The following is a 25,876-nucleotide window of genomic DNA, read 5'->3' on the forward strand; positions in this document are numbered from 1 at the left end:
TAAATTGACTCCTATTAGAAACCCAGACTCGAAAGCAGATCATCTACTTCATCCTGACCGTTCACCACGTCTTCGCGTTGCTCTGCGTTCAGGATAGGCCCTTCTGCCTCTATGCTCTTCTCTTCCTTGCCGCGAATTTCATCCAGCGGCTGCTCACCGAATACTGTCAGCATAGAAACCAAGCTGTTTTCGACTTCCCGAACCAGTTCTATGACCCGGCGAATCATCTGTCCGGTCAAGTCCTGAAAATCCTGGGCCATCAGAATCTGATTCAGCAATTCCCGCAGGCGACAGGCATCGGCTTCGCTCTGCTGCATAAAGTGCTGTACGTCATGACACAAGCTCTTGAATTCATGCAAGGCCAGATCGCGGCGCATCAACTTGTCCCAGGCGGGCTTAACATTTTGCAGGTTAGTACTCAGAGCATCCGACAGCGGCAGACATTCCTCAACCGCGTCCATGGTCTTGTTGGCGGCTTGCTCTGTCATATCTATGACATAAGTCAGTCGTTCTTTGGCATCGGGAATATCAGTATTGGCAAGCTCAATAAGCCGGCTATCCACTTGAAAATCCACCAAGGCGCTATGCAACTGGCGGGTCAACTTGCCAACTTCATCAAACAGATCCCGTTGCAGGGGAGCCGCCAGTTCCCGAAGTAATTCATCGGCCTTTTCCTGCTCGCCCTGACTGAGCAAGGCCACTAATTCCTGCGCCTGCTCCAGTGTCACCAGCCCGGATGTCTCTGCTTTCATCGCATCACCCCACTCAACCGAGCCGTTCGAAGATCTTATCCAACTTCTCTTTCAGCGTAGCGGCAGTAAAAGGTTTAACGACATAACCATTCACACCGGCCTGAGCAGCCGCGATGATCTGTTCGCGTTTTGCTTCGGCTGTCACCATCAATACAGGGATATGCTTGAGGTGCTCATCGGCGCGAATCGCCTTGAGCAGGTCAATCCCCTGCATACCTGGCATGTTCCAGTCGGTTACGACGAAATCAAAATCGCCCTTTTGCAACATAGGCAGGGCTGTTGAACCGTCGTCTGCTTCCTGGGTGTTGTTGAACCCCAGGTCTCGCAACAAGTTCTTAATGATCCGTCTCATCGTTGAAAAGTCATCAACGATAAGAATCTTCATATTCTTGTCCAAGGTTTCCTCCGGTGAGCTGACATACTTAAAAGTTGCTCAATCATTAATTACGCTTGTGTCCAGTGCTTGAGTTTGGCTTTCAGCCTCAGCATGGCCTGACTATGGATCTGGCTCACCCGGGACTCACTTACCTCAAGAATGGCACCAATCTCTTTTAAATTCAGTGCTTCATCATAATATAGCGACAAAACCAAGGCATCGCGCTCTGGCAAGCGCTTAATTGCATCGGTCAAGGCTGATTGGAATTGGCTTTGGGCCAGATCCTCAAAAGTGTCGTCGGCCGGCATATCTTCCGACACCAGTACATCGGGCGCTACCCCCAGGTCTTCTATCCCTATGATTTTGCCGGTAGAAACATCATTGAGAATATGATGGTATTCATCCAGCGACATATCCAGTCGCTCGGCAATTTCACTATCACGGGCATCCCGGCCCAGCTCCTGTTCGAGCTCATCCATCACCTGAGCTACACGTCGGTTGTTGCGATGAACCGAGCGTGGCACCCAGTCGCCACGGCGTATTTCATCTATCATGGCACCACGTATACGGATCCCGGCAAAGGTTTCAAACTTGGCACCTTTGCTGCCATCAAATTTGGATGAAGCTTCCAGCAGTCCCATCATGCCGGCCTGCAGCAGGTCATCGAGCTGAACCGATGCAGGCAGACGCGCGAGCAGGTGATGGGCTATTCGTTTTACCAACGGTGCATATTGCTCAACGATCTGTGTCTTATCGTTTAAACCTGAGTATGCAGCCGCTTTATTCACTCGCACCTTCCTCCTGGTATTCAGTTCTTTGTACCAAACGTTCGACAAAGAACTCGAGGTGGCCTCCCGGTTGCTGAGGTATAGGCCAGCTCATAATCTTGTTGGCCAGCCCATGGTAGGCGATGCTGGCCGGAGATTTGGGATAAGCTTCCACTATCAGTTTCTGCTTTCGCACCGACTTGCGCAGGTTCTCATCGAACGGAATAGTTGCTACAAGTTCCAGTGCCACATCCAAAAATCTGTCGGTTACTTTACTGAGCTTAGCAAATAACTCCATACCTTCCCGCAAACTACGTACCATATTTGCGACAATTTTGAAGCGGAACACACCATGCTCACGACTGAGTATCTTAATCAGTGCATAAGCATCGGTAATTGAGGTGGGTTCATCACAGACAACCACGAGTACATCCTGTGATGCACGAGAGAAGCTGAGTACCATATCTGAGATCCCGGCGGCCGTATCGACTACCAAAATATCAAACTGGGTTTTCATTTCGCTGAAGGCGCGGATAAGACCGGCGTGTTGGGCCGCAGTCAACTCGACCATGGCCTGGGTGCCAGAGGTGGCGGGAATAATGCCAATTCCTTTTGGGCCACGAACAATAATATCATCGAGTTCAGACTCACCCGAGAGCACATGGGATAAGTTACGTTCGGCGCGCAGCCCGAGCATCACATCCACGTTGGCCAACCCAAGGTCAGCATCCAATACCAGGACGCGTTTGCCTTTCTCTGCCAGAGCAACCGCAGTATTGATGGAGACGCTGGTTTTACCCACCCCACCCTTGCCTCCGGTCACGGCAATCACTTTTACTTTTTCGTTATTTGGTTGATTCATCATTCGTAAACCGCTCGCTTGGTCCCGGGTCATAGCTTTACTCAAATGCATAGGTCATCTCTTCTGACCTGGCTTTATTATTAAAATGGCTTGCTTCTGTCTTGTTCAATACGGCCAATGCCTGCTTGGCCAAGGTCAGGGTATCGGCTACCTGCATATCCTCAGGAACCCTTTGACCGTCAGTAATATAACTTAATGATAACCCACTTTGGATCAACACGCTCAGCGCGGCGCCCAAAGAGACGGACTCATCAAGTTTAGTTAAAACCGCCCCTGCGAGATCAATTCGCTGGAAATGACTTACCGCCTCTTCAAGCACCCGGCGTTGACCGGTTGCCGAGAGCACCAGATAGCTACGAATAGGCAAACGGGTATTGGCGGCAAGGTTATCCAGTTGTTGGTACAGGCGCATATCCCTTTGTCCCATACCTGCGGTATCTATCAAAACCAGTTTCCGGCTACGGAACTGATACAGTATCTGCTCCAACTCATTGAGATCATGAGCTTGCTTCACCGGACATCCCATTATTTTGCCATAAGTTGCCAATTGCTCAAAGGCTCCGATGCGATAATGGTCCATGGTGACCAACAATACAGAATCCGGGCCATGATGGGCAATGAAACGGGCCGCAAGTTTGGCCAATGTTGTGGTTTTACCAACACCGGTAGGACCGACCAACGCGACAATGCCGCCCTGGCGCATTAAATCATCACCTTGATTATCAAGCAGGTTTGCCAAACTTTGCGGCAAGGCACGGCCAAGTTCAGCGCTTTGATAGTGCTGGCTTAAAGATGCCAGGCGCTCGGCAACATCAGGGGAGAACTCGGCTTCCAGTAATTTACGCTTCAACATGGCACCGACAGGATCTGTACGGCTGCGCTGATCCGACATCAAACTGGAAAGCTGATGGGTCAACAAACCACGCAGGGAAGCCAGCTCTTCACGCATGGCTTCCATCTCTTGCTGTTGCTTGACGCTGTTGCCCTTGCTTGCCCGCTCAGGCGTTTTTTCACGCAGCTGTGGCGCTGGCTTGTGCTCTTCAGCAAGCCCTTTGGCCCAAGCAGGCATATCCAAATCTTTGGCGCTGTTTTGCTGCCCCAGCTGTTCATTCAAACGGCTCTGTTGCCGCTCAAGCAAAGCTTGCAGAGAATCGGCAACAGGCTCCGGGTTGGTCTTACTATTGCTGCGCACATGACCACTGCCGAGGGAGACTTTGTCCTCACCCAACTCCATAAAAGGCGATGCGGTTGGCGCCGCAGCAGGCTTGGGAGAGTCGTAATCAACCGCCGCCACTATCTCTATGCCGCCGGTAACCTTCTTGTTGGACATGATTACGGCATCTGCCCCCAGAGTCTCTTTCACCTGAGCCAGCGCAGCACGCATATCTTTGGCAAAAAAACGTTTAATCTTCACTTTCGGTTACCCCTGTTGGCCAACGGCTGACACTATGCGTATCTGTTTCTCATCGGGAACCTCCTGATAGGAGATCACCCGCAGATTGGGAATAGTGTGCTTAACAAAACGTGACAGAGTAGAACGCAGCATGCCGGATGTCAGCAATATGGCGGGCTGACCTACCATTTCCTGCTTCTGGGCCGCTCCGGCCAGTGACTGCTGCATACGCTCTGCCAGTCCCGGCTCGATATTCGGACCTTCGCCCCCTGTCGCCTGCATTGACTGATGCAACATCTGTTCCAACTCTGGCGCCAAAGTTATGACGGGGATTTCCGGCTCAGGACCGGCTATCTCCTGCACTATCATGCGTTTAAGGGCAATACGTACCGCGGCGGTCAACACCTCGGTGTCATTGCTCTTGGGACCGTACTCCAGCAGGGTTTGGACTATGGTGCGCAGATCCCGAATCGATACCCCCTCGTTAAGCAGGTTCTGCATCACCTTAACCACATTGCCCAGGGTCATCACATCGGGAATGAAGCCATCGACCAATTTGGGCGAATGCTTGGCCAGCATATCCAGCAACTGTTGCACTTCTTCGTAACCCAGCAGTTTGGAGGCGTTGTTGGTCAGAAGTTGGCTGAGATGAGTGGCCACCACAGTGGCGGCATCCACAACCGTGTAGCCCAGAGTCTGGGCGTGCTCTCTGAGCTCGGGGGCAATCCATACCGCATCCAGACCAAAGGCGGGATCTTTGGTTTCTATGCCATCCAGCTTACCGAATACCTGTCCCGGGTTAATCGCCAGTTCACAATCGTGACGTACTTCGGCTTCACCACTTGCCACCCCCATCAAAGAGATGCGATAGGCATTGGGAGAAAGGTCCAGGTTGTCGCGGATATGTACTGCCGGCACCAGGAAACCCAGTTCCTGAGACAGCTTCTTGCGCACCCCTTTGATACGGCCGAGAAGCTCGCCACCCTGACCTTTATCCACCAAAGGAATAAGGCGATAACCCACCTCCAAGCCAATGGTGTCCACATGACGAACATCGTCCCAACTGAGTTCTTTGGGTTCGTTGAGGCTCTTCTCTGTGGGCCCTTTCTTGGCGAGCTCCAGCGCCTGTTGTTTGTTCTTTTCATTACGTTTGTAGATAAAGAAGGCGCCCACTGAGGCCAGCAAGGCAAAGGTTAAAAACGCCAGATGAGGCATGCCGGGCACTATCCCCATCACAAAGAGTACCGCAGAAGCGATGAGCAATGATTTGGGGTTGTCGAACATCTGCTGCACGACCTGCTGCCCCATATCGCCGGACTCATTCTGACGGGTCACCATCAGCGCGGCAGCGATGGACAACAACAGCCCGGGTATCTGCGCTACCAGGCCATCACCTATGGTCAGCAGGGTGTAAATCTCTACCGCTTGGGAAAAGCTCAGTCCGTGCTGAACTATCCCTATGATGAAGCCACCCAAAATGTTGATCACCAAGATCAAAATACCGGCAATCGCATCCCCTTTCACAAACTTGGAGGCACCGTCCATAGAGCCGTAGAAGTCGGCCTCACGAGTGACTTCTTCCCGGCGTACCCTGGCCTGCTCCTGATTGAGGATCCCGGCATTGAGGTCGGCATCAATCGCCATCTGTTTACCCGGCATGGCGTCCAAGGTAAAGCGGGCACTCACTTCCGAAATACGCCCGGCACCCTTGGTTACCACGGCAAAGTTGATGATAATCAGAATGAGGAACACCACCAGACCTACGGCATAGTTACCGCCGATCACCACAGAGCCGAAGGCCTCAATCACTTTACCGGCAGCATCACCGCCGTTGTGACCTTCGAGCAATACCACCCGGGTAGAAGCGACGTTAAGCGCCAGTCTGAGCAGAGTGGCTACCAGCAAAACGGTCGGGAAAGCAGCAAAATCCAGTGGCCTTTGAGTGTAAACAGCCACCAGCAGCACCACCAGTGCCAGGGCGATATTGAAGGAAAACAGGATATCCAGCAGAAAGGCCGGCATAGGCAAAACTATCATGGCCAGCGTCGCCAGGACCAGAAGCGGCGTGCCTACGCCCTTGAAGTTTGCCGGTTTTACTTGCCTCAGTTGCCCGAGCGTCGCTTTAACATCCATTCACTATCAGCCTGAAGTTTGACACTTAGACCAAGTTCAGCAAGTTTCGCGCCAAGTTAGCTTCAATACTGCTTGTATTCATCCGGGATGGGTTGATTGAGAGGGATAGGTTTGGGCCGAGTGCCCTTGCCTTTTTGGTATTGCCTGAGCTGGAACACATAGGCGAGCACTTGGGCTACAGCGGTGAACAGGCCTTCGGGGATCTGCTGATTGAGCTTGGTAGTATGGTAAATCGCCCGCGCCAGAGGCGGCGCCGACACTATGGCAACCTGGTGCTCTCTGGCAATTTCACGAATTTTAAAGGCCACATCGTCAACGCCCTTGGCAAGCACAAAGGGCGCAGGTGACTTGTCTACATCGTACTTTATCGCTACCGCGAAGTGCTCGGGGTTAACCACTATTACATCGGCCTTGGGCACTTCACTCATCATCCGCCGCTGGGCCATCTCCCTTTGCAACTGGCGAATACGGCCTTTGACCTCGGGCTTTCCTTCGGTGTCCTTGTACTCGTCTTTGACTTCCTGCTTGGTCATCCGCAATTGCTTGGCGTGGTTCCAAATTTGAAACGGCACGTCAATGACCACTATCACCAGGGTGGACGCACTCAGTAGAATAAACATCCATACCAAGAGATCCAATGCATGGCGTATGTTGCCCGGCAGGTGATCCTGCGACAACCTGAGAATATCTTCAAAGTAGAAGCTCAGCAGCAGATAGGCTGACAGTGCCACCACGGAAAACTTGGCGATCCCCTTGGCCAGCTCCACCAGCGCCTGTACCCCGAACATCCTTTTAAAGCCGGTCATAGGGTTCATCTTACTGCCCTTGGGCATAAATGCCTGGGTCGAAAAACTGATACCGCCTAGAACAATATTACCGACAAAGGCCACGAAACCGAGAAACAGAATAAAACCGGCCATAGGCCAACCCAGCTCGGCGGCAACTATACCCCAGACATTGAACATGCTGTTGGTATCGAATATCTGATCCCGTTCCATGGAGAAGATACGGCTCATGACAGAGGCCAGACTGGCGGCCAGACTTGGCCCCAGCATGGCAAAACCCACGGCTGCGGCCAACAATACCGCCGAGGTGCCCAACTCTTTTGACCTTGCAACCTGCCCTTTCTCTCTGGCCTGTTGCAAGCGCCTGGAGGTTGCCTCCTCGCTTTTTTCCTGCCCGTCTTCGTTCTCTGCCATCAGGGGACTCCATCCAGATTACAGGTCAGCTCCAGCATGTCACACAGCAACAGCTGCGCCGCATGCCAAACCTCATCGAAGTGAGCCATCACAGGCCCCAGTGTCAACCAAAGAATAATCAGGCCACCTATCATGGTAACGGGAAAACCTATGGCAAAAATGTTCAGCTGGGGTGCCGCCCGGGTCATCACCCCGAAAGAGAGGTTAACGGTAAGCAGTGCGATAATGGCCGAGATAGACATGGTCAACGCGGCGCCGAACATATAGCTGCCCCACTCAGCCAGGGTGCGATAGTTGGCAATTTTGATCCCTTCGCTGGATACCGGCAAGGTTTCAAAGCTTGCCACCAGCATACGTATCATCACCAGGTGGCCATCTACCGCCAGGAAGATCATGGTGGTCAGCAGCAAAAAGAAGTTACCTATCACAGGCGTCTGCTGCCCTGAGCTGGGATCCACCATGGAAGCAAAGCCCAAACTGGTTTGCATGCCGATTATCTGCCCGGTCAGCACAAAGGTTTGCATGATGAGCAAGGTAACAAACCCCATGGCGGTACCGATAAGAATCTGTTGAGTAGTAATAAATACTGCTGCGAGAGAGAAAAGATCCACTCCGGGCATGGGCGGCAAGACAGGCGCTATTGCCACAGTCAAGGCCAGCGCCAGCAACAAACGGACTCTGGCTGGCGTGGTATTGGCGCCAAAAACCGCCATCACCATCAACATGCTGGCCACCCGAAACAATGGCCAGAGGTAGGCGGCCAGAGTCTGTTGGATGCTGTCGAACAGTATCTCCATGGCTCAGCCCACCACTTGCGGGATCCTGTGAACCATCTCGATAAAGAAATCCATCATGGTGCGCACCAGCCAATGACCGATAAACATCAGTGCAAACAGGGTCATCAAGAGCCTGGGCAGAAAACTCAGAGTCTGTTCGTTAATGGAGGTAGCAGCCTGAAACACTGCCACAATCAAGCCTATGATCAACCCGGGCACCACTATGGCCGAAACCATCATCACGATCACCGCCAGGGCTTCGCGGAAAATGTCGATCAGTGACTCGGGGGTCATCTGCGCCTCCTATAAACCGAAGCTGCCGGCGAGAGTGCCCATCACCAGGGTCCAGCCATCAACCAGCACAAACAACATGATCTTGAACGGCAAGGAAACAATCATGGGGGATAGCATCATCATACCCATGGCCATCAGAATACTGGCCACCACCAAATCCAGCACAAGGAAAGGCACAAACAGCATAAAACCTATCTGGAATGCGGTCTTGAGCTCACTGGTGATAAAGGCCGGGATCACCACTGTCATAGGAGCATCTTCAGGGTTGTTGATGTTCTGGTAGCCGGAGATCTCAATAAAGGAGTTGAGATCCGTGGTGCGGGTTTGTGACAACATAAACTTTTTCAGCGGCGATTGTCCGGCATCGAATGCTTGCTGCAAGGTCATGCTGTCATTCATGTACGGCTGCACCGCGTCATCATAGATGCGGTCAAACACAGGCGCCATGATAAAGAAGGTCATAAACAGGCTCATACCGATAAGAACCTGATTGGAAGGGGTTTGTTGCAGGCCTATAGCCTGCCGCAGGATAGACAAGACCACTATGATACGGGTGAAAGAGGTCAGCATGATCACCATGGCCGGCAGGAAACTCATGGCGGTCATCAGCAGCAGGATCTGCATGGTCACCGAATACTGAGTCGAGCCATCCGGCCCGGTAGTCACGGTTACCGCCGGAAACAATGCATCCTGAGCCTGGGCAAAGCCCGGCAGCAGCATCAGAGGTAATAGCAGCAGTGGCCAATATTTCATGATGGTTTCACCCTGGCCTGCCTGAGCTTGGCGGCGAAGCTCTCATTGTCTATGGTCACCGGCCGCTCCAGCTTATCTACCAAAGAGACTTGCGCCGCGGTGACTCCCAGCAGGTATTGCTGCCCATCCAGTTCCACCAATACCAGCTTCTCTTTCTGCCCGAGCGGGGTAACTGCCAGCGTCTTGATAGCCGATTGGCTGCCCGGCACCAAATTGAGGCGTTTCACCAGATAGGCCAGCACAAAAATCAACGCCAGCACCAGAATAAGCCCGCCCATCATGCTGGCCATGGTCGCCAGGCTGCTGCCACCGTCGTGAGTCAAGGCGGTTGCCGCCTGGGTCGTCGTTTGAGTCATGGCCACCGGCTTATTTGAGTTTCTTGATACGTTCGGTCTGGCTTATCACATCCGTCAGACGAATACCGAACTTGTCGTTGACCACTACCACTTCGCCGTGGGCAATCAAGGTGCCATTGACCATCACATCCAGAGGTTCACCGGCGACTCTATCCAGCTCCACTACCGAGCCCTGGTTGAGCTGCAACAGATTGCGGATACTGATAAAACTGCGCCCCACCTCCATGGAGATAGTCACGGGGATATCCAAAATGGTATCCAGTTTGGCGGCTTCCTCTTCAGACAAGGGTTTGGCATCGCTCTTGAGCTCATCCAAATCAACCGCCTTGGCCTCCTCTTCAGCCTGCTCGGCCATGGCGGCAGCCCAATCGTCCATCTCTTCAGTACTCATTCTCTATCACCTTATATATCCGAGATATCCTTGGATTTACCCTTGCGGGTTACCAGCTGCAGTTCGGTCTTGACCGTTTCCGGACGCGGGATCTTGTCGCAGATCTTCAGCGCCAGGTTTTCCCTTACCCGCCCCAGCTTACATCTGTAGGTAGGCAAGTCCTCAATCTTCATCACTATATGCTCAGGCAACTCAACCGGGATCACATCACCGGCCTTGAACTCCATTACTTCCCTGAGAGTCATCTCTTTTTCAAGCAGACGTGCATCCAGCCCCACTTCGACATCCATGATCTCGTCTTTCAGCGCCTGAGACCAGCGCATATCGGTATCTTGCTTGTCGCTTTGAACCCCGGCATCCAGCAGTTCCCGGATGGGTTCAATCATAGAATAGGGCATGGTAATGTGAAAATCGCCACCGCCGCCGTCCACTTCAATATGGAAAGAGTTGACCACAACCACTTCGGTTGGGCTGACAATGTTGGCCATCGCCGGGTTAACTTCTGAGTCCAGATAGTCGAATTCGACATCCATCACAGGCGCCCAGGCATCTTTGTAATCTTCAAAGATAATCTTCAGCAACAGCTGTACTATGCGCCGCTCTGTCGGGGTAAATTCCCGCCCTTCGATCTTGGCATGGAAGCGGCCATCGCCACCAAAGAAGTTATCCACCAGAATAAACACCAATCTGGCTTCCATGGTAATCAGCGCCGTCCCCTTGAGTGGACTGAAGCGCACCATATTCAAACTGGTTGGCACAAACAGAGTGTGCACATACTCACCAAACTTGAGCATTTGCACGCCGTTAATGGAGACTTCGGCTGCCCGGCGCATCATGTTGAACATACTGATCCGCAGGTGACGGGCAAAGCGCTCGTTGACAATTTCCAGGGTCGGCATCCGGCCACGGACGATACGATCCTGTGAAGAAAAGTCATAGGATTGGGCGTCGTGTCCCGACTCCTGGGCATCCTCTTCTTCGACGTCGTCCACGCCATGAAGCAGCGCATCAATTTCGTCTTGGCTTAATAAATCACTCACGATATTGCCTTCGCCTCTTGTCCCTGTTACTGCATCACAAAGCCGGTGAACAGCACTTTCTCAACGACTTTACGGCCGGTAACCGGTTGCAGTGTGTTTTGTACATTGAGCAGCGCCAACTGTCTGAGCTCATCCTTACCTGCCTGGCTGCTGAGCTTTTCAACATCGGCACCGCTGAAAGTGGTCAGCAGTGCATCTTCAATCAAGGGAATATGCTTCTTGAGAGTGACATCGTCATCACTGCCACGCACCATGAGCTGTACCTTTATCTCCACCAGCCTGGAACGGTTAGCCCCCGGCAGATTGAACAGAAATGGTCTGGGCATGGCCACATAGAAGGCTTCCCTGCTGTTATTGGCCTGAGCTTCTTCGGTTACCTGCTCACCTTCGGCCGCATCGACCGCAGTGTCATCTGAACCGCCCAGGAAAAACCACAAGCCAGCACCGACCAGCAGCAACACCACCAAACCAATGCCGCCGAAGATAAAGAGTTTCTTTTTGCTTTTGGGCGCCGGCGCCTCTTGCAGCTCAAGCTCTTCTTGCTCTGCCATTCTCTACCCTTTCCCTTAATCAACCGCAATGCCCGCGGAAAAATACCATCCCTATAGGTTACCTGCTCAGGCGTAATAATCTATACCCGAGCCATAACTTGTTGTGTGATTTGTGCTTTGTGCCGTTTCTTCGGCGGAAATTTCACCATTGGCACCCTCTTGGGCAAAACCACCGCCATTGCCACCATGCTGCTCGCCTTGCTCCCGACCACCTTGAGAGATGTGGCTATCGGCCAGGTTCATTCCCTGCTCCTGCAGCATTTCTCTCAATCTGGGCATGGCCTGTTCCAGCATATCCCGGGTTTGTGGTTGGGTGACATGGAACTGCACCTGAGTCTGATCACCATGCACCTGAACCCTGACCATCATGGCTCCAAGCTCTGGTGGGTCGAGACGAATCTCAGCCTGCTGCACACCATTACTGACCATGGTAATCAACTGCTGCCGCATCACGGGGGCAAAACGCTGCACCATATCGGCGGTTTGCAGTGATTGCTCCATCCCCTGCCTCAATGACAGTTGATATTGGGCCATCTCTCCCCTCTGTGGAGGCTGCAACCCTTGTTGATGCAGCTGTTGCTGAAACGGGCTGATATCTGTCTGGGTTGATGCCGCATCGCCCTTGAGCGCCTGATGTATGGCGTCACTCACAGGGCTTCGTACCTCGGCAGCAGTCTGAGTACCTTTCACCTCAGCCTTAAGTAAGCTGGCGAGAACATCCTTGGCCGTAGCTTTGTCACTCTTGCCGTCAGCGCCGACAGACGTTGCCGCCGCGGCCACCGCAGCACCCAACTTGCCGGTAGTATCTGTCTTGGCCTTCTCGGCAATTGCGCTTTGCGCCAAGATCTTGTCACTCTTTTCCTCAGCGGCATTGAGCACAGCTTCACGAACCACAGCAGCCATACCATCCTGAGTCGCCGCCTTACGCGCTGACTTATCAGCATCCGGCCAACCCATTTGTTGCTCGCCTTCCTGAGACTTGGCCTTTTCCGCTGTTGCAGCCGCCTTGTCGAGAGCCAGCAAAGGAGCATCTATAGTTTCATCCTCTGCTTTGCTATCGCCTTTGCTTGCCGCTTTCTCATCAGTATCGGCCAGTTTGGCACTGTCTTCTTCACTCTCGTCGCCTTCGTCAGCGGCAATCACCTCTGCGCCTTCCAGACTATCTGTCACTACCATGCCAAGCTCGGCACTCCCCTGCTTGAGGTTTTCCAAGAGCTTCATCTGCTCTTCGGGAGACATGGCCTTGATCTCATCTTCTTTGAGCCCGGTGAGAGCGGCAATCTGTTTCAGCAGGCTCACCTCATCCACTTCGGTGACTATGGTGCCGTCTTCAGACGGCAATTTCTTGCCCATGGCTATTTGCCCCAGAATAAGCGAGACATCGACGGCCTGCTCAGCTTGAGCACCTTCTCTGTTAAGACTGCCAGCGGTAAATCCCGGCTTGGCGCCTTGCGAGTCGAACGAGAACTTGGCCTGCGCCTGTTGATAAGCGGCGAAAAAAGCTTCGTTATCAGTAGATTGTAGTGCATCTGTGGCGGAGACTCCCTTGCCGCCCGCATTGCCGATCAGGATATTGGATAACTGCTGCATGCCTTCCTCCAGCACCTAGGCCCTCAATAGATAAAGATAGGCCGAGTCAGAATTAATGTCTCTGTCTCAAACAAAGCAAAATTCACGCCAATAAAAAATTTAGAATGAATATTAAGGAATTGTCCGGGAATGGATGTAGGAATGGGCTCAATGGTTGAGCTTACGACGGAAAAACTGCTGGGAAGCAAACTCATCAATGAGTTTCTGCTCTTGTTTGGCGGCTTTGGCTTCGGCCTGCAGGGCTTTTTTCTCCAACAACATCTCCACCGCCTTACGCTTTTGCTGCTTCTCCAGCCAATGTTGCTGTCTATAGCCCCGCTGCTTATCGGCCTCGGCGACCACGGCAAGTTGTTGCCCTATGGCATCATCTACCTGACGCACAAATCGATGAAACTGCTGGTAATAGGAGGCGCCAATGCTCTGCCCCTGCTGGGCATCGAGTTGCTTCATATAGTCGAGACGGTATTCCTGCAGCGCCTGCAGCTGAGACTTACGCCTCTGGCATTCCATTTGCGCGGCTTTAAGCTGCAGTGCTGCCTGCTCTTCGGCTTCGACCGCCAGTTTCAACACTGTGTGCAAAGGATCGGGTTTCGCCATCTGTAGTATTATTCCTTAAAATTGCCTGCCTTGCGGGCCTTAACCCGGCGCTCTATTGAGATCAGGCTACCCCCCTATTGTCACTGAATTTTTTATCGAGCACGCAAACTCCTGCACTGAATTGCATTACACCTTACATTGGGCAGCAAGCTGCCCCAACATCTGCTGGCAATCGCTGAAACTGATGGCATCGCGCATCCCCTGCCGCAAAAAGGCGTTCATGGCGGGTTGCAGGCGTATGGCGTTGTCGATACGCGGATCCGAGCCTTGGGAATAGGCACCAATGGAGATCAGATCCCGGTTTTGCTGGTAGAGCGAATAAACCTGCTTGACGCGCCGCATCGCTTCCAGGTGCGCCTCGCTGATCACCATGGGTGCCACCCGACTGATGGAAGCTTCAATGTCTATCGCCGGATAATGCCCTGAGTCGGCCAAGGCCCGTGACAACACTATGTGACCGTCCAAAATGGCCCGCGAGGCATCGGCAATGGGATCTTGCTGATCGTCCCCTTCGGTAAGCACAGTATAGAAGGCAGTGATCGAGCCCTGACCTTCACCACCATTACCGGCGCGCTCCACCAAACGGGGCAACTTGGCAAATACTGAAGGCGGATACCCTTTGGTTGCCGGCGGCTCACCGACCGCCAGGGCGATTTCCCGCTGCGCCTGGGCGTAACGGGTCAGGCTATCCATCAACAGCAGGACGTCATAGCCGAGATCGCGAAAATACTCGGCTATCCGAGTCGAGGTTTCGCAGGCACGAAGGCGCATCAAGGGGGAGGTATCGGCCGGGGCGGCTATGACCACAGAGCGGGCCCGCCCCTCTGCGCCCAGGATCTCTTCGATAAACTCTTTCACCTCCCGGCCACGCTCCCCCACCAGGCCAACCACAATAATGTCGGCCGTGGTGCCGCGGGTCATCATGCCAAGGAGCACACTCTTACCCACGCCGGAGCCGGCAAAGAGCCCCATACGTTGGCCCTTGCCCACGGTAAGCATGGCGTTGATGGCTCTGACGCCTACATCGAGCGGTTCGGTAATCGCCCGTCTGGCCAAGGGATTGATTGCCGGGCTATGGCGCGAGGCTTGTTCGTCTGTGTGCATGGCGCCCATACCATCGAGCGGCTGGCCGTTACCGTCCAGCACCCGACCAAGAAGACTCAAACCGACACTGAGCCCGGTTTGCTCACCGAGCGGCATCACTTTGGCTCCGGGGAGCACGCCCCTGAGTTCTTCCACCGGCATCAGATACAATAGCTCATCGTCAAAACCTATCACCTCGGCAATAAGCTTACCCGCCATGGTATCTATGGCGCAGAGACTGCCGACCGGCGCCCGGCAACCACTGGCTTCCAGCGTCAGACCAACCACCCGCACCAACTGGCCGCTGGCAACCGCTTGAAACGGCGCCTGCTTTTCGGCCAAGTGTTTGAGTTCACTCAGCAGTTGGCTTCGGCGCTGCTGCATCATGAGTGTCTCCTTCGCTGGGCTGTTCGCCCTCTTGGCTTGCGGTCTCGGCCTTGTCGCTCATAGCGGCTGTTTGTTCATCGGCAAGCGTTTGCTCCTGCTCGCTGTCCTGTGGCGGCGGGCTTGGCCTATCGTCTATTGCGGCCTGCTGCTGGGCGGCCTTTTTCGCCAACATGGATTGTTCGGCTTCAAGATTGGCAAACACCCCTTCCAAACGGGTTTCCAAGCGCATATCCACTTGCGAGCGTTGGCTGTCCACCACACAATCGCCACGATTGAGGCCGGGATCGGCTTCCAGTGTCCAGCGGTTACGTGTCAGTTGCTCTTCACCGTAGAGCTCGCTGACCAAAGCCATATCTTCCGGGTGCAAACGCAGATTCACTTTCTGCTCTTTGAGTGGCAGGGCATCTATCCCTTGCCTGAGCGCCGCCAGTATATGTTCCGGGTGGGTCTTCAGCTCATGGGCTATGAGGTTGCGCGCCAAAGTGCCGACCAAGGTCAGTAACGATTCTTCTATCTGGGTATCCAGCAGCGCCAGCGGCGCCTCGAACTGAGCAAGCAAGGCATCGAAACGCTCTATCATGGCGGCGGCCTGTTGCAAGCCTTCTTCCCGGCCTTGCTCAAGCCCCTGGGCAAAACCTTCACTGTGCCCCTGTTCCAAGCCCTGAAGACGGCCTTCCTCCAGGCCTTTGGCCAGCCCTTGTTCCTTGCCTTCGGCAAAACCTTCCTGCTCGGCTTGCTCGCGGATAGATTCGATTTCAGCCAAAGTCGGTGGTGATACAGCCTCTTCGGCGGCCTTGGGCTCTATGCGTCCAGGCTTATAGCCAAACAGATTACTCGGCTTAAGCGGCATGGCGTCACCCACATCGGGCAACTGCCAATTAACAAACTCGTCCGCTTCATCCGGCGGTAAAATGTTGTGGGACACCTTTTTGTCTGTCATTCAAACTCGCCTGTCAGAGGAATTCTTCACTGCCGCCGCCACCGAGCATAATCTCTCCGGCATCGGACAAGCGACGGGCGATGGACAATATCTCTTTCTGGGCCACTTCCACTTCGCTGATACGAATTGGCCCCATGGCCTCGAGATCGTCACGCAGCAATTCGGCGGCACGTTTGGACATATTGCCGAGGATCTTCTCCTTCAATGGCTCGTCAGCGCCCTTGAGCGCCTTCATCAGTACATCCTGCTGCACTTCCCGCAGCAGCGTCTGAATGCCACGGTCGTCGACATCGATCAGGTTTTCGAACACGAACATCAAGTCCTGGATCTGCTGCGCCATCTCTTCGTCGGACTCGCGCAGAGTTTCCATCAGTTGGCTCTCCACCCCGGTATCCAGGTAGTTCATAATGTTGGCAGCAGCCTTCAAGCCACCCATCTTGGCGGCCTGGGCGCCACCCTGACCGGCAAACTGTTTCTCCATGATGTCGTTAAGCTCCTGCAGTGCTGCAGGTTGCACCTCTTCGAGGTTGGCGATACGCATCATCAAATCGAGACGGGTGTTTTCCGGGAACTGGGCAAAGATTTCCGCCGCCTGATCCGGTTCAAGATAGGACAGTACAATGGTTTGGATCTGCGGGTGTTCGTTCTGGATAATAGTCGCCACCTGTCTGGCGTCCATCCACTTGAGCGAGTCGAGGCCTTTGGCGCCACTGCCCATGACAATCTGCTCGATAAGATTACCGGCCTTGTCTTCACCCAATGCGGTAGTCAGTGCCTTACGCACAAACTCTTCGCTGTTAAAGCCTATGGAGGAGTATTTCTGGATATCATCCAGAAACAGCTTGTGAACCGCAACCACCTTCTCCTGGCCGAACTCCTGCATGGCCGCCATGGCCATACCCACCTTTTGAACCTGTTTGGGTTCCAAGTGTTTGAGAATAGAGGCCGCATCGGCTTCACTGAGACTCAGCAACAAAATGGCGGTCTTCTCAATCCCGTTGAGATTCTTGACATCGAAGCCGCTCTCGGCTGGTTTATCCGCTTTTTTTTCAGGCATCTTCTTGCAACCAGTTCTTCACCACTTGGGTGGACAGTTCAGGCTCATTGGCCACCAGAGCACGTATGGCCTTAATCATATCATCATCTTTGTGCAGATCCGGTATCAGAATCGAACCGTCATCGGCATAGCTGTATTCACTTTCAGGGCGGTTGAGCATACCCAGGGTGTCGGCAGCGTACTGATCTTCAATATCTGCCAGCTCGTGCCCCAGCGCAGGTTCATCCGGCATATTCTGGCCATCGGGATAGATGAGGCGTTTGAGCATGGGACGCACCACGAACAGGATAAGCACCAAAATCACCAAGGCACCTATGCCGAGTTTCATCGCCCGCCAGAACCAGGGCTGCTCCCACAGAGGTGGCTCAGGCAGGTCTTCAACCAGCTGATCCATAAAGGGCACAGTCACCACTTCTATCATGTCGCCCCTTTGGCTGTTGAAGCCAACGGCGCCTTCCAGCAAGCGACGGATATTGGCCATCTCTTCACCTGTGCGAGGCACTCTGGCGACCTGACCATTTTCACCGGCAGCACCTGCCTTGTAGTCGACCGCCACTGAGACACTGACCCGGCGTACTACACCTATCTGCTGACGGGTATGGCTGATGGTGGTATCCAGCTCAAAGTTACGGGTCGCTTCCCTATGGCTGTTGCCTGACGTAACACTGCTGCTTTCTGTAGCATCGGCAGCGTTTTCAGGAATATTGGACTCCATCGGCGGCTGATTGGAAAGGGCTCCGGGGATGCCGCCACTGCTGCCACCAACGCTGTTATTTTCCACTGTCATTTCACTGCGAAGTGATGGCAGATCCGGATTGAAACGCTTGGCAGTTTGCTCGACCGCGGTGAAGTCCATGCTGACATCCACCTGGGATGTGAAGTTTTCCGGACCGAGGATCGGCATCAGAATCGAGTCAATCTTGGTGCGGTATTCGTTTTCTTTTTGCTGCACCAGCTCAAGCTCGCGTCTGGCGCGGGCAGATACCCCATCCTGACTGCCTGAGTTCAGCAAGCGGCCGTTGGAGTCTGTCACTGTAACCCGGCTGGGTTCCATGCCATGAACCGCTGAGGCAACGATATCGACTATCGCATCAACCTCTTCCTGTCCCAAACCGCCCCTACGGGTATTGACCACCACTGTGGCACTGGGTTTGGCGCGATTGCGGGCGAACACATTTTCCTTCGGCAGCGCCAGGATCACCTTGGCACGGCTGACACTATTGAGCTCTTCAATCGCCCGCGCCAGGTTCATCTCCTGACTCTGCTTCAGCCTGGCCTGTTCCATCCGCTGACTGACACCAAAGCCGGAATCCTGGCTCAGATAATCCTTGGCCTCGGCACTGGAATCTATGCCGGCGCGGCTCAGCATCATCTTCACGTCCTGATACTTGTCTTCAGGCACAGTGATCACATCGACTTCAATCTTGTACGGTACCCGGTTCTTATCCAGCACATCGAGTACCTGCACCATCTCCTGGGTATCCATCTTGCCCAGTGGCCGATATTCTGGCTCCTGGGCCCAGATCATCACAAATACCGCCAGAGCCAGACAGATAGCCAATGCCAGGATCATGGTGATCTGCCGCAGCATATCCACTCCCCCGAGGGAGCCCAATACACCCGACTTGTTTTCCTGTTGGACCCCTTCCAGCGTTGTTCCACCGGCGGAAACATTGGATCCTGCTACTAATTCTGTGCTCACGGTGCGTTCCTGTTATCCGGGATCTGTGATGCAAGCATGCCTTAAACAGGCATGCTCATAATCTCTTTGTAGGCTTCGACCAGCTTGTTGCGCACCTGCACTGTGGCCTCGAATGCGACGCTGGCTTTCTCGCGGGCAATGACAGTGTCAGACAGAGACACTGTGGTGTCGCCCATCTCCAGCCGGGTGGCCAGATTGGATGATGTGCTTTGCAACTCACTGACATTGCCTACGGCCTGGGCCAGTAATTGGCCGAAATCAGTTCCTGTGGTATTGCCCACCTGGCGTACAGGCGAAGACTGAAATCCCGTTGGGGCAATTTCACCTTTAAGTGATTGCATTTCTTGCAATAAAGAATTGGCACCTATTTGCATCTTCTCACTCCTGTCGTCAGCGAATTGACGAAAAATCTGGGTTACCAGACTCTATGCAATTAGTTTGCCAAAAATGGAATAGTCAAAGTTAAGCTAAGTAAACGCCCTGAATTCACCCAGGGCCTGAAGAAAAACAATGGAATTGGAAAGCGGCCTAACGGCCGCTTTGGAGATGACTCAGGCGGGCACCTCTATGCCCATCTCGCGCATGCGCGCCATCTTGTATCTGAGAGTGCGGGCGCTGATCCCCAATTTCTCTGCCACCAGTTTGCGACTGCCCTGACACTGGGCCAGAGTCTCGAGAATAATCACATGCTCCTGAGCCTTGAGCTCATCACCGAGCGCTTCAGGCGTTTCCGGGGCCGTGGTCTCTCCCAGAGCAACATCCTGCAAATCGATAATAATATCGCCCGCTTCTATCTGCCCTTGACTCAAGATCAACGCCCGCTGGATCACATTATCCAGCTCACGGACATTCCCCGGCCAGCGGTGGGCCAACAAACGTCGCACCGCAGCATCGCTGAGAACTGGCACCGGGTTAATCGCCGCGTTTTCAGCGTGACGCGCCAACAGATGTTTGGCCAACGGGATGATATCCGCCGGTCTTTGGTTCAGTGCCGGCCAGGCAAGCGGAAACACATTGATCCTGTAATAAAGGTCTTCGCGAAACTCGCCCTTGGCCACCATCTCTTTCAGATCCCGGTTGGAGGTTGCCAGCACCCGGACATCGAGCTTGATGGTCTTGCGGCCTCCCAAACGTTCAACCTCGCGCTCCTGCAGCACCCGCAGCAGCTTGGCCTGCAATGCCAGCTCCATCTCGGAAATTTCATCGAGCAACAGAGTGCCGCCATGAGCCTGTTCAAACTTACCGGGGCAAGCCTGATAAGCCCCGGTAAAGGCGCCTTTCTCGTAGCCAAACAAGGTGGCTTCCAGCATATTTTCCGGGATGGCGGCGCAATTAATCGCCACAAAAGGCCCGTCAGGCCTTTGGCTGTGCTGATGAATGTAGCGAGCCAGCACTTCTTTACCCGAACCGCTGGGGCCACTTATCATCACAGAGGCTTCTGAGGCGGCCACCCGCTGCGCCAGTGCCAGCAAGGCCAGGCTCTTTTCATCGGCCACCACTGGGCCGCCGCTAACCACCTTGGGACGTAAATAGCGACTCACCTGATTGAGCAATACCTGAGGGGCAAACGGCTTGGCGAGATAATCCACGGCCCCCAGCTTGATTGCGCTGACGGCATTGTCGATGGTGGCATAGGCTGTCATCAACAGGATCGGCAGCTGCGGATGTTGCTGACGCAGATAATCCAGCAGCCCCATACCGCCGATACCTTCCATCTGCACATCGCTTATCACCATATCAAAACGATTACCTTTCAAAGCGGTTATCGCTTCTTCGGCGCTGGCGACATCGACGCACTCATAACTGGCGAGCAGCAAGGTATCGAGCAGTGCTTCCCGAAGCGCGGCATCGTCTTCCACCAACAAAATTTTTGCTTCGCTCATGCCACGCCTCCTTGAGAGTCTGTCGTTAACGGGAATGTCAGCGTGACGGTACAACCTGCACCCAGCTTACAGCTGAGGTCCAATTTGCCGCCGTGGCTGCGCACCACTGACTGCACCACCGCCAGCCCAAGCCCTGTACCCTGACGCTTGGTGGTGAAGAAAGGCTCCAGCACCTGCTTTTGCATCTTGCTGTCCAGGCCCTTGCCGTTATCTATCACATCGAGGCGCAGTGCCTGTTCGCAGCTCAGGCGCAAAATGACTCTTGTGGCACCGGCTTCCAGGCTATTGATCACCAGATTATTGATGGCAGAACTCAAGCCATGAAGATTGACCAGCATCTCGCTATCGCCTTCAATTTGCAGACTCAATGCAACGTTTTGCCTGGCAGCGATGGGCTCACAGTTGGCCATGACTTTTTCCAGCACCGTCGAGAACGGCACTCTATCGCAGGCTTCCTCTTGCTTACCTTTGGCAATCAACAACATATCATTGACCTGCTGCTCCAGCTCGGAAAGCCTGTCGAGTAATTTGCCCTGAAAACGCTCTCTGGAGCCGGCATCCAGCCTTGGACTGCCCAAGTTGGCGGCATAGAGTAAGGCGGCAGACAAAGGGGTGCGTATTTGATGCGCCAGAGTGGCGACCATTTTCCCGAGCGCAGACAAGCGTTCAAGGTGGGAAAGGTTTTGCTGCAACAGTCGGGTTTCGGTGAGATCGGTCAGCATAATCAGCTGCCCCTGCTCCGGGGTCAGAGGCGTAATCGCCAGCTTCACCCGGCGGCCATTACGCAGGGAAACTTCATGACCATCGTCTTTTTGCGGCGCGAAGGCGCGATTGATGATAGTCAGCCAGCGCTGACCAACCAGAGGAACACCCAACAAAGATTCGGCAACCGGGTTGGCTTCACTGACCAAGCCGTCACCGTTGAGGATAACGACGCCCGAAGGCATGGCCTGCAAAATATGCTCCATACGATTGGACATATTGGCGGCTTCCCTTATCGGGATCCATTCGCGGCCATGATGAGAGATGGTTTCGAGCTGAGCCAGTGGGCTTGCAGACATATTAACCCCGTCAAAAATACGATGCTGACAGGGTTAATGCAGAGTTTATGCCAATTTAAAAATCTAAATTATCAGTAGCTTAGTCTTTACTCATGCCGTATTTGCGCATTTTCTCCACCAAGGTGGTGCGGCGAATACCCAGCATTTCAGCGGCGCGGGCAACGACGTTGTCCTGCTGATCCAGCGCCTGACGTATCATGTCGATTTCCAATTCGGCCAAGAGATCCTTGAGATTGACCCCTTCCGGAGGCAACTCACTGGGGAAACGGGTCTCTGGCAGATCGACCGGCTCTTCGTCATTGAAGATGGATGCCAAGGCATCACGTTCCAGTTGCTCTTCACTGACCTCGACCGAATACTCGGGCACATCGATATGGCGATACTTGACCGGCAGGTCGTTAACATCGACCAGGCCGCCCGGATAGAGGATAGTCAACCTTTCTACCAGATTGGACAGCTCGCGGACATTGCCCGACCAGGCGTGTTCCTTGAGAGAGTCGATGGCGCGTTGGGTAAAGCGCACCCGTCCCTTGCCTTCGTTGAATACCCGACTGACCAACTCCTGCAGCAGCAGCGGAATATCATCCCGACGCTCACACAGAGGTGGCATTTCGATGGGGAACACATTGAGGCGATAGAAGAGATCTTCGCGGAATTCACCGCCTTCAATCATGGTTTCCAGATCTCTGTGGGTCGCAGCTACCACTCGCACATCGGCGGTAATCGCCTTATTGCCACCCACACGTTCAAATACTCTTTCCTGCAACACCCGCAGCAGCTTGACCTGCATCTGCAGCGGCATATCACCTATCTCATCGAGGAACAGGGTGCCGCCTTCGGCCAGCTCAAAACGTCCCTTACGGGCACTGATAGCACCGGTAAAGGAGCCTTTCTCATGGCCAAACAGTTCACTTTCCAACAGCTCAGGTGGAATGGCGCCGCAGTTGACCGGAATAAAAGGGCCATCGCGACGCTCTGAAAGATAATGAATATTACGGGCGACCACTTCCTTGCCGGTACCAGAGGGCCCGAGCACCAGCACAGTGGCATCAGATCCCGAAACCTGGTTAATCAGATGGCGCACATTGGCAATGCCGTCGCTGCGCCCTACCAGGCTGCGGAACAGCTTGGTCTGGTTGGCACTGGTTGGTACCTGTGGCCGCTTGACCTGACCAAAGACCTGGCAAAAATGCAACAGTTCGGTCAGTTGGGAATAGCTGAGAGGTTCTTCAATCTTGCCGAGTAGATTGGAAGGATTGGCATTGCTGTGCCCCAACAGCAACATAGGCTGCCATGGCAGTTTAAGCATCAGTGACTGCAGCGCCTCGTCCTCTATGCCGTCACTGACCAATATCATGGCCCGACATCGAGTTTCCGGAGATTGCGCGTCGATAGCCTCGGGAGCCACAACTTCCACTTGCTCACCAATAAACTCTAAAACACAAGATAAGCGACTGGTGCGCTCAGAGGGGTTTCCGACAAGTAAAATTCGTTGATCTGTATGCATCATTCAGTGGGCCGCTAAGCTTTGGCAATTATGGATTCGCATTAATTATTAGTGTTAGTTGCTCTGGAAAGTCTGGCAATGCTTTCTTCACATACTCAGCTAAATTTGTAGCAATGCTGAATATTGTATTATCGGCACGATATAAGCAAGCCTAGGATGGCTTTTCTGCCTAACCCTTCCTGATTTTAGTCCAAATTCAGCACTTAAGAGCTAATATCGTCAATTAAATGGCGCAAGTCAAAAAGGCGCCAAAGGCGCCTTTATCTCGAATGGTTAATAACTCAACGGTTTTCTTCGTGAGCCGTAAGGTGATGTTTATCAGCGGGAATGGCATCCCAGGCTTCTTTGATGTCCCGCAGCACGGCCGCAACATCATCCAGCGCCTGAACATCATTATTCAGATTGGCCTCAGAGATACGCCGCAGCATAAAGTCGTAAAGGTTGCTGAGATTCTTGGCTATCTCACCACCGGCTTCCATATTCAGGCTGTTGCTGAGACCTGTGATAATACCAATCGCCTTGTTGATGAAAATTCCCTTGGACGACTGGTCGCCTTGCTCTATGGCGTAACGACTCTGGGCAATACGCTCCAATGCGCCGTTGAACATCAACTGAATGATCCTGTGCGGTGATGCAACTGAGATTTCACTCTCCAATGACACCTTACGATAAGACTGTAGCGACCCTCTCATAAATACCTACCTATTTGCATCTATAGACTTGTAAACATTGACCTGACGTTTGTTCTGACTCCTGAGCGCCAATAGCTCCTGCCTTTGTTGGCGTATCGCTTTGGCATGCTGCTCAAAAGTGGCAGTCAGCTCCAATTGCTCCTCTAGCAACTCAGGACTCTGCACTTCCTCTATCAGGGTCTGGAGCAAAGTTTGACGCCTGCTTACCAGCTCTTGCAAATTAGAGACCAACTCGTCAGTTTTTTCATCCTCGGCGGGAATTGTCAGTAAACAATCCAGAGCCCGGCGCAACAATTCGTTGATCTGATTCAGTTCTTCAGTTACCTGCATCTTTTATCCCAATCAGCTACTCTTCTTGACGACACCCGGCAAGGAGTTCAGGGCACCGATAACGTTCTGTCCCTGTGCTGACAACTGGCCAACCACCAGATCCATGGCGTTGAACTGCTTGGTCAATCTGGCTTCCAGCAACTCCATTTTAAGGGCAAAGGCCTCACGCTGATCCGCAAGACGTTGCTTATCGCCGGTATAGGCCTGATTGCGGGTGTCTATTACACCACCGGCCTTGACGTAGGTCGTGGCCAATTCATCCATGGCGTTGGCTAGGCCGGTATCCTTGGTGGAAAACAGCGCTTCGACCCCGTCCATATTGGTCTTGATGGCCTCATCAAGCTTGGCATCATCAATCGAGAGTTTGCCATATCTGTCGGTTTTAATGCCAATATCATAGAGTGCAATAGTACCGTCGGCCGTCGCCACCCTGTCACTGATCCCGGAGCGTAACTGAGATTCCAGTGAGCGGATCATGGAGTCCCCCTGCAGCGCTGCAGCCTCTTTTTTGTCTACATCATAGGCCGAGAGCTTTTCTATCGAGGTGATCAGGCTATTGTAGGCATCAACAAAACCTTTGACGTTTTCTTTAACCGCATCGGTATCCTGAGCTATGGTCAGCTTGGTGGTCTTGTTGACATCAGCATCAGTGAGGTTGAGCGTCACGCCGGGGATGGCGTCTTTCACTTCATTGGATTGGGAGGTCAGCTTCTGGCCGTCAATATAGAGTACGGCGTTGCTGGCAGCCTGGATCTCTTCAAGATTACCGGCACCAAACATATCTGAAAGCCCGGTACCTGAAGTATCAGTTGCGGTTACGCTTATCTGGTTATCCGTGCCTTCTTTGTCGGAGCTGAATACCAAACGGCTGCCGGCATCACTGGTAATGACAGTGGCGGTAACCCCCGAATTATCGGCATTGGCATTCACTTTTTTGGCAATATCTTCAAGCGAATCTGTGGCTTCCACATCGACGCTGAAATTCTCGCCATTGACCGCAAATTGTAGGCTTCCTTCACCGACCGCGGCACTGGCATCGGCGGTGGCAGCACCGGCAACCTTGTGTTGCTGTGCCAAGGCCTCAATCTTGATGTTGTAGGAGCCGGGCAAAGAGTTTTTACCTGCAGTGGCAGTAAAGAAATCTTCGTTGCCCAAGGTGACAGTACGTTGATTCAAGGCGCCGCCATCCTGGAGCTTTTTCAGCGCATCCTGGAACTTGGACAGCTGGCTCTTGAGGGTTCCTATGGCAGAAACCTTGGCATCTATCGTATCTTCGGTCTTATTGAAAATCGCCTCTTTAGGCACTTTCTCGGCGTCAACCAAGACCTTGACGATCTCGGTAATATTGAGCCCCGACCCCAAACCTGTTGCTGTTAATGCCATATCAACCTCTATCTCACGTTA

General features: G+C 53.4%; 27 protein-coding genes. All 27 read right to left on the minus strand.

What is annotated here, in order from left to right; all coding sequences use genetic code 11:
- Positions 1-14: 14 nt before the first annotated feature.
- The gene (locus tag HCX89_RS02440; RefSeq protein ID WP_025011075.1) at positions 15-752 is read right to left on the minus strand and encodes a protein phosphatase CheZ; all 738 of its coding nucleotides are present in this window, start codon (positions 750-752) and stop codon (positions 15-17) included.
- 13 nt (positions 753-765) lie between these two features.
- Positions 766-1,149 carry a chemotaxis response regulator CheY gene (gene cheY, locus HCX89_RS02445; RefSeq protein WP_025011074.1) on the minus strand — a complete coding sequence of 128 codons (384 nt, stop codon included), beginning with the start codon at positions 1,147-1,149 and terminating at the stop codon, positions 766-768.
- A gap of 47 nt (positions 1,150-1,196) precedes the next feature.
- Complete coding sequence (locus tag HCX89_RS02450; RefSeq protein WP_025011073.1) at positions 1,197-1,916, minus strand: RNA polymerase sigma factor FliA; 720 nt, start codon at positions 1,914-1,916, stop codon at positions 1,197-1,199.
- A complete protein-coding gene (locus HCX89_RS02455; protein WP_025011072.1) occupies positions 1,909-2,790 on the minus strand; it encodes a MinD/ParA family protein in 882 nt (293 codons plus the stop codon). Before HCX89_RS02455 ends, HCX89_RS02450 begins: the two co-directional genes overlap by 8 nt.
- A gap of 4 nt (positions 2,791-2,794) precedes the next feature.
- Entirely contained in the window at positions 2,795-4,171 is a 1,377-nt protein-coding gene (gene flhF, locus HCX89_RS02460) for a flagellar biosynthesis protein FlhF (RefSeq protein WP_123116009.1), read from the minus strand.
- A 6-nt stretch (positions 4,172-4,177) separates the two neighbouring features.
- On the minus strand, positions 4,178-6,283 hold the full coding sequence (gene flhA, locus HCX89_RS02465) for a flagellar biosynthesis protein FlhA (protein ID WP_028779136.1): 2,106 nt from the start codon (positions 6,281-6,283) through the stop codon (positions 4,178-4,180).
- 62 nt (positions 6,284-6,345) lie between these two features.
- Positions 6,346-7,482 (minus strand): flagellar biosynthesis protein FlhB, encoded by a 1,137-nt coding sequence (flhB, locus tag HCX89_RS02470; RefSeq protein WP_044734083.1) that lies wholly within the window; start codon positions 7,480-7,482, stop codon positions 6,346-6,348.
- A complete protein-coding gene (gene fliR / locus HCX89_RS02475) occupies positions 7,482-8,279 on the minus strand; it encodes a flagellar biosynthetic protein FliR (protein WP_025011070.1) in 798 nt (265 codons plus the stop codon). Before fliR ends, flhB begins: the two co-directional genes overlap by 1 nt.
- Positions 8,280-8,282: 3 nt before the next feature.
- Positions 8,283-8,552: a flagellar biosynthesis protein FliQ gene (gene fliQ, locus HCX89_RS02480; protein WP_025887440.1), complete on the minus strand. Its 270-nt coding sequence runs from the start codon at positions 8,550-8,552 to the stop codon at positions 8,283-8,285.
- A gap of 9 nt (positions 8,553-8,561) precedes the next feature.
- Complete coding sequence (fliP, locus tag HCX89_RS02485) at positions 8,562-9,272, minus strand: flagellar type III secretion system pore protein FliP (protein WP_234506375.1); 711 nt, start codon at positions 9,270-9,272, stop codon at positions 8,562-8,564.
- Between the two features lie 29 nt (positions 9,273-9,301).
- The gene (fliO, locus tag HCX89_RS02490; RefSeq protein WP_025011068.1) at positions 9,302-9,661 is read right to left on the minus strand and encodes a flagellar biosynthetic protein FliO; all 360 of its coding nucleotides are present in this window, start codon (positions 9,659-9,661) and stop codon (positions 9,302-9,304) included.
- A 10-nt stretch (positions 9,662-9,671) separates the two neighbouring features.
- Positions 9,672-10,052, minus strand: coding sequence for a flagellar motor switch protein FliN (fliN, locus tag HCX89_RS02495; RefSeq protein ID WP_025011067.1), 381 nt, complete (start codon positions 10,050-10,052; stop codon positions 9,672-9,674).
- Positions 10,053-10,063: 11 nt separating this feature from the next.
- Entirely contained in the window at positions 10,064-11,092 is a 1,029-nt protein-coding gene (fliM, locus tag HCX89_RS02500) for a flagellar motor switch protein FliM (protein WP_025011066.1), read from the minus strand.
- 26 nt (positions 11,093-11,118) lie between these two features.
- Complete coding sequence (gene fliL / locus HCX89_RS02505; protein ID WP_025011065.1) at positions 11,119-11,643, minus strand: flagellar basal body-associated protein FliL; 525 nt, start codon at positions 11,641-11,643, stop codon at positions 11,119-11,121.
- 66 nt (positions 11,644-11,709) lie between these two features.
- Positions 11,710-13,233, minus strand: coding sequence for a flagellar hook-length control protein FliK (locus HCX89_RS02510; protein WP_167714949.1), 1,524 nt, complete (start codon positions 13,231-13,233; stop codon positions 11,710-11,712).
- 147 nt (positions 13,234-13,380) lie between these two features.
- On the minus strand, positions 13,381-13,830 hold the full coding sequence (fliJ, locus tag HCX89_RS02515) for a flagellar export protein FliJ (protein ID WP_039035641.1): 450 nt from the start codon (positions 13,828-13,830) through the stop codon (positions 13,381-13,383).
- A gap of 126 nt (positions 13,831-13,956) precedes the next feature.
- Entirely contained in the window at positions 13,957-15,297 is a 1,341-nt protein-coding gene (gene fliI, locus HCX89_RS02520; protein WP_167715156.1) for a flagellar protein export ATPase FliI, read from the minus strand.
- The gene (gene fliH, locus HCX89_RS02525) at positions 15,266-16,240 is read right to left on the minus strand and encodes a flagellar assembly protein FliH (RefSeq protein ID WP_167714951.1); all 975 of its coding nucleotides are present in this window, start codon (positions 16,238-16,240) and stop codon (positions 15,266-15,268) included. Before fliH ends, fliI begins: the two co-directional genes overlap by 32 nt.
- 13 nt (positions 16,241-16,253) lie before the next feature.
- The gene (fliG, locus tag HCX89_RS02530) at positions 16,254-17,297 is read right to left on the minus strand and encodes a flagellar motor switch protein FliG (RefSeq protein WP_025011061.1); all 1,044 of its coding nucleotides are present in this window, start codon (positions 17,295-17,297) and stop codon (positions 16,254-16,256) included.
- Positions 17,290-18,999 carry a flagellar basal-body MS-ring/collar protein FliF gene (gene fliF, locus HCX89_RS02535; protein ID WP_071237829.1) on the minus strand — a complete coding sequence of 570 codons (1,710 nt, stop codon included), beginning with the start codon at positions 18,997-18,999 and terminating at the stop codon, positions 17,290-17,292. Before fliF ends, fliG begins: the two co-directional genes overlap by 8 nt.
- Before the next feature lie 41 nt (positions 19,000-19,040).
- Complete coding sequence (gene fliE, locus HCX89_RS02540) at positions 19,041-19,373, minus strand: flagellar hook-basal body complex protein FliE (RefSeq protein WP_025011060.1); 333 nt, start codon at positions 19,371-19,373, stop codon at positions 19,041-19,043.
- Positions 19,374-19,550: 177 nt separating this feature from the next.
- Complete coding sequence (locus tag HCX89_RS02545) at positions 19,551-20,882, minus strand: sigma-54 dependent transcriptional regulator (protein ID WP_044734080.1); 1,332 nt, start codon at positions 20,880-20,882, stop codon at positions 19,551-19,553.
- Positions 20,879-21,943 (minus strand): PAS domain-containing sensor histidine kinase, encoded by a 1,065-nt coding sequence (locus tag HCX89_RS02550; RefSeq protein ID WP_144225128.1) that lies wholly within the window; start codon positions 21,941-21,943, stop codon positions 20,879-20,881. The genes HCX89_RS02545 and HCX89_RS02550 overlap by 4 nt, the downstream gene beginning before the upstream one ends.
- Positions 21,944-22,022: 79 nt before the next feature.
- Positions 22,023-23,453 carry a sigma-54-dependent Fis family transcriptional regulator gene (locus HCX89_RS02555; protein WP_028779126.1) on the minus strand — a complete coding sequence of 477 codons (1,431 nt, stop codon included), beginning with the start codon at positions 23,451-23,453 and terminating at the stop codon, positions 22,023-22,025.
- Positions 23,454-23,731: 278 nt separating this feature from the next.
- Positions 23,732-24,142: a flagellar export chaperone FliS gene (fliS, locus tag HCX89_RS02560; RefSeq protein ID WP_025011058.1), complete on the minus strand. Its 411-nt coding sequence runs from the start codon at positions 24,140-24,142 to the stop codon at positions 23,732-23,734.
- Positions 24,143-24,148: 6 nt separating this feature from the next.
- Positions 24,149-24,472, minus strand: coding sequence for a hypothetical protein (locus HCX89_RS02565; RefSeq protein WP_025011057.1), 324 nt, complete (start codon positions 24,470-24,472; stop codon positions 24,149-24,151).
- Between the two features lie 12 nt (positions 24,473-24,484).
- On the minus strand, positions 24,485-25,855 hold the full coding sequence (fliD, locus tag HCX89_RS02570; protein ID WP_044734078.1) for a flagellar filament capping protein FliD: 1,371 nt from the start codon (positions 25,853-25,855) through the stop codon (positions 24,485-24,487).
- Positions 25,856-25,876 lie beyond the last annotated feature (21 nt).

Origin of the sequence: Shewanella sp. Iso12, assembly GCF_012030025.1 — a bacterium.
Classification (GTDB): Bacteria; Pseudomonadota; Gammaproteobacteria; order Enterobacterales; family Shewanellaceae; genus Shewanella; species Shewanella algae.

Bases quoted from the DNA above. Each gene is read 5' to 3' on its own strand.
- HCX89_RS02440 (WP_025011075.1), bottom strand. From the start codon at position 752: ATGAAAGCAGAGACATCCGGGCTGGTGACACTGGAGCAGGCGCAGGAA.
- HCX89_RS02455 (WP_025011072.1), bottom strand. From the start codon at position 2,790: ATGACCCGGGACCAAGCGAGCGGTTTACGAATGATGAATCAACCAAAT.
- flhA (WP_028779136.1), bottom strand. From the start codon at position 6,283: ATGGATGTTAAAGCGACGCTCGGGCAACTGAGGCAAGTAAAACCGGCA.
- flhB (WP_044734083.1), bottom strand. From the start codon at position 7,482: ATGGCAGAGAACGAAGACGGGCAGGAAAAAAGCGAGGAGGCAACCTCC.
- fliR (WP_025011070.1), bottom strand. From the start codon at position 8,279: ATGGAGATACTGTTCGACAGCATCCAACAGACTCTGGCCGCCTACCTC.
- fliQ (WP_025887440.1), bottom strand. From the start codon at position 8,552: ATGACCCCCGAGTCACTGATCGACATTTTCCGCGAAGCCCTGGCGGTG.
- fliP (WP_234506375.1), bottom strand. From the start codon at position 9,272: ATGCTGCTGCCGGGCTTTGCCCAGGCTCAGGATGCATTGTTTCCGGCG.
- fliO (WP_025011068.1), bottom strand. From the start codon at position 9,661: ATGACTCAAACGACGACCCAGGCGGCAACCGCCTTGACTCACGACGGT.
- fliN (WP_025011067.1), bottom strand. From the start codon at position 10,052: ATGAGTACTGAAGAGATGGACGATTGGGCTGCCGCCATGGCCGAGCAG.
- fliL (WP_025011065.1), bottom strand. From the start codon at position 11,643: ATGGCAGAGCAAGAAGAGCTTGAGCTGCAAGAGGCGCCGGCGCCCAAA.
- HCX89_RS02510 (WP_167714949.1), bottom strand. From the start codon at position 13,233: ATGCAGCAGTTATCCAATATCCTGATCGGCAATGCGGGCGGCAAGGGA.
- fliJ (WP_039035641.1), bottom strand. From the start codon at position 13,830: ATGGCGAAACCCGATCCTTTGCACACAGTGTTGAAACTGGCGGTCGAA.
- fliI (WP_167715156.1), bottom strand. From the start codon at position 15,297: ATGCAGCAGCGCCGAAGCCAACTGCTGAGTGAACTCAAACACTTGGCC.
- fliH (WP_167714951.1), bottom strand. From the start codon at position 16,240: ATGACAGACAAAAAGGTGTCCCACAACATTTTACCGCCGGATGAAGCG.
- fliG (WP_025011061.1), bottom strand. From the start codon at position 17,297: ATGCCTGAAAAAAAAGCGGATAAACCAGCCGAGAGCGGCTTCGATGTC.
- fliE (WP_025011060.1), bottom strand. From the start codon at position 19,373: ATGCAAATAGGTGCCAATTCTTTATTGCAAGAAATGCAATCACTTAAA.
- HCX89_RS02545 (WP_044734080.1), bottom strand. From the start codon at position 20,882: ATGAGCGAAGCAAAAATTTTGTTGGTGGAAGACGATGCCGCGCTTCGG.
- HCX89_RS02550 (WP_144225128.1), bottom strand. From the start codon at position 21,943: ATGTCTGCAAGCCCACTGGCTCAGCTCGAAACCATCTCTCATCATGGC.
- HCX89_RS02555 (WP_028779126.1), bottom strand. From the start codon at position 23,453: ATGATGCATACAGATCAACGAATTTTACTTGTCGGAAACCCCTCTGAG.
- fliS (WP_025011058.1), bottom strand. From the start codon at position 24,142: ATGAGAGGGTCGCTACAGTCTTATCGTAAGGTGTCATTGGAGAGTGAA.
- HCX89_RS02565 (WP_025011057.1), bottom strand. From the start codon at position 24,472: ATGCAGGTAACTGAAGAACTGAATCAGATCAACGAATTGTTGCGCCGG.
- fliD (WP_044734078.1), bottom strand. From the start codon at position 25,855: ATGGCATTAACAGCAACAGGTTTGGGGTCGGGGCTCAATATTACCGAG.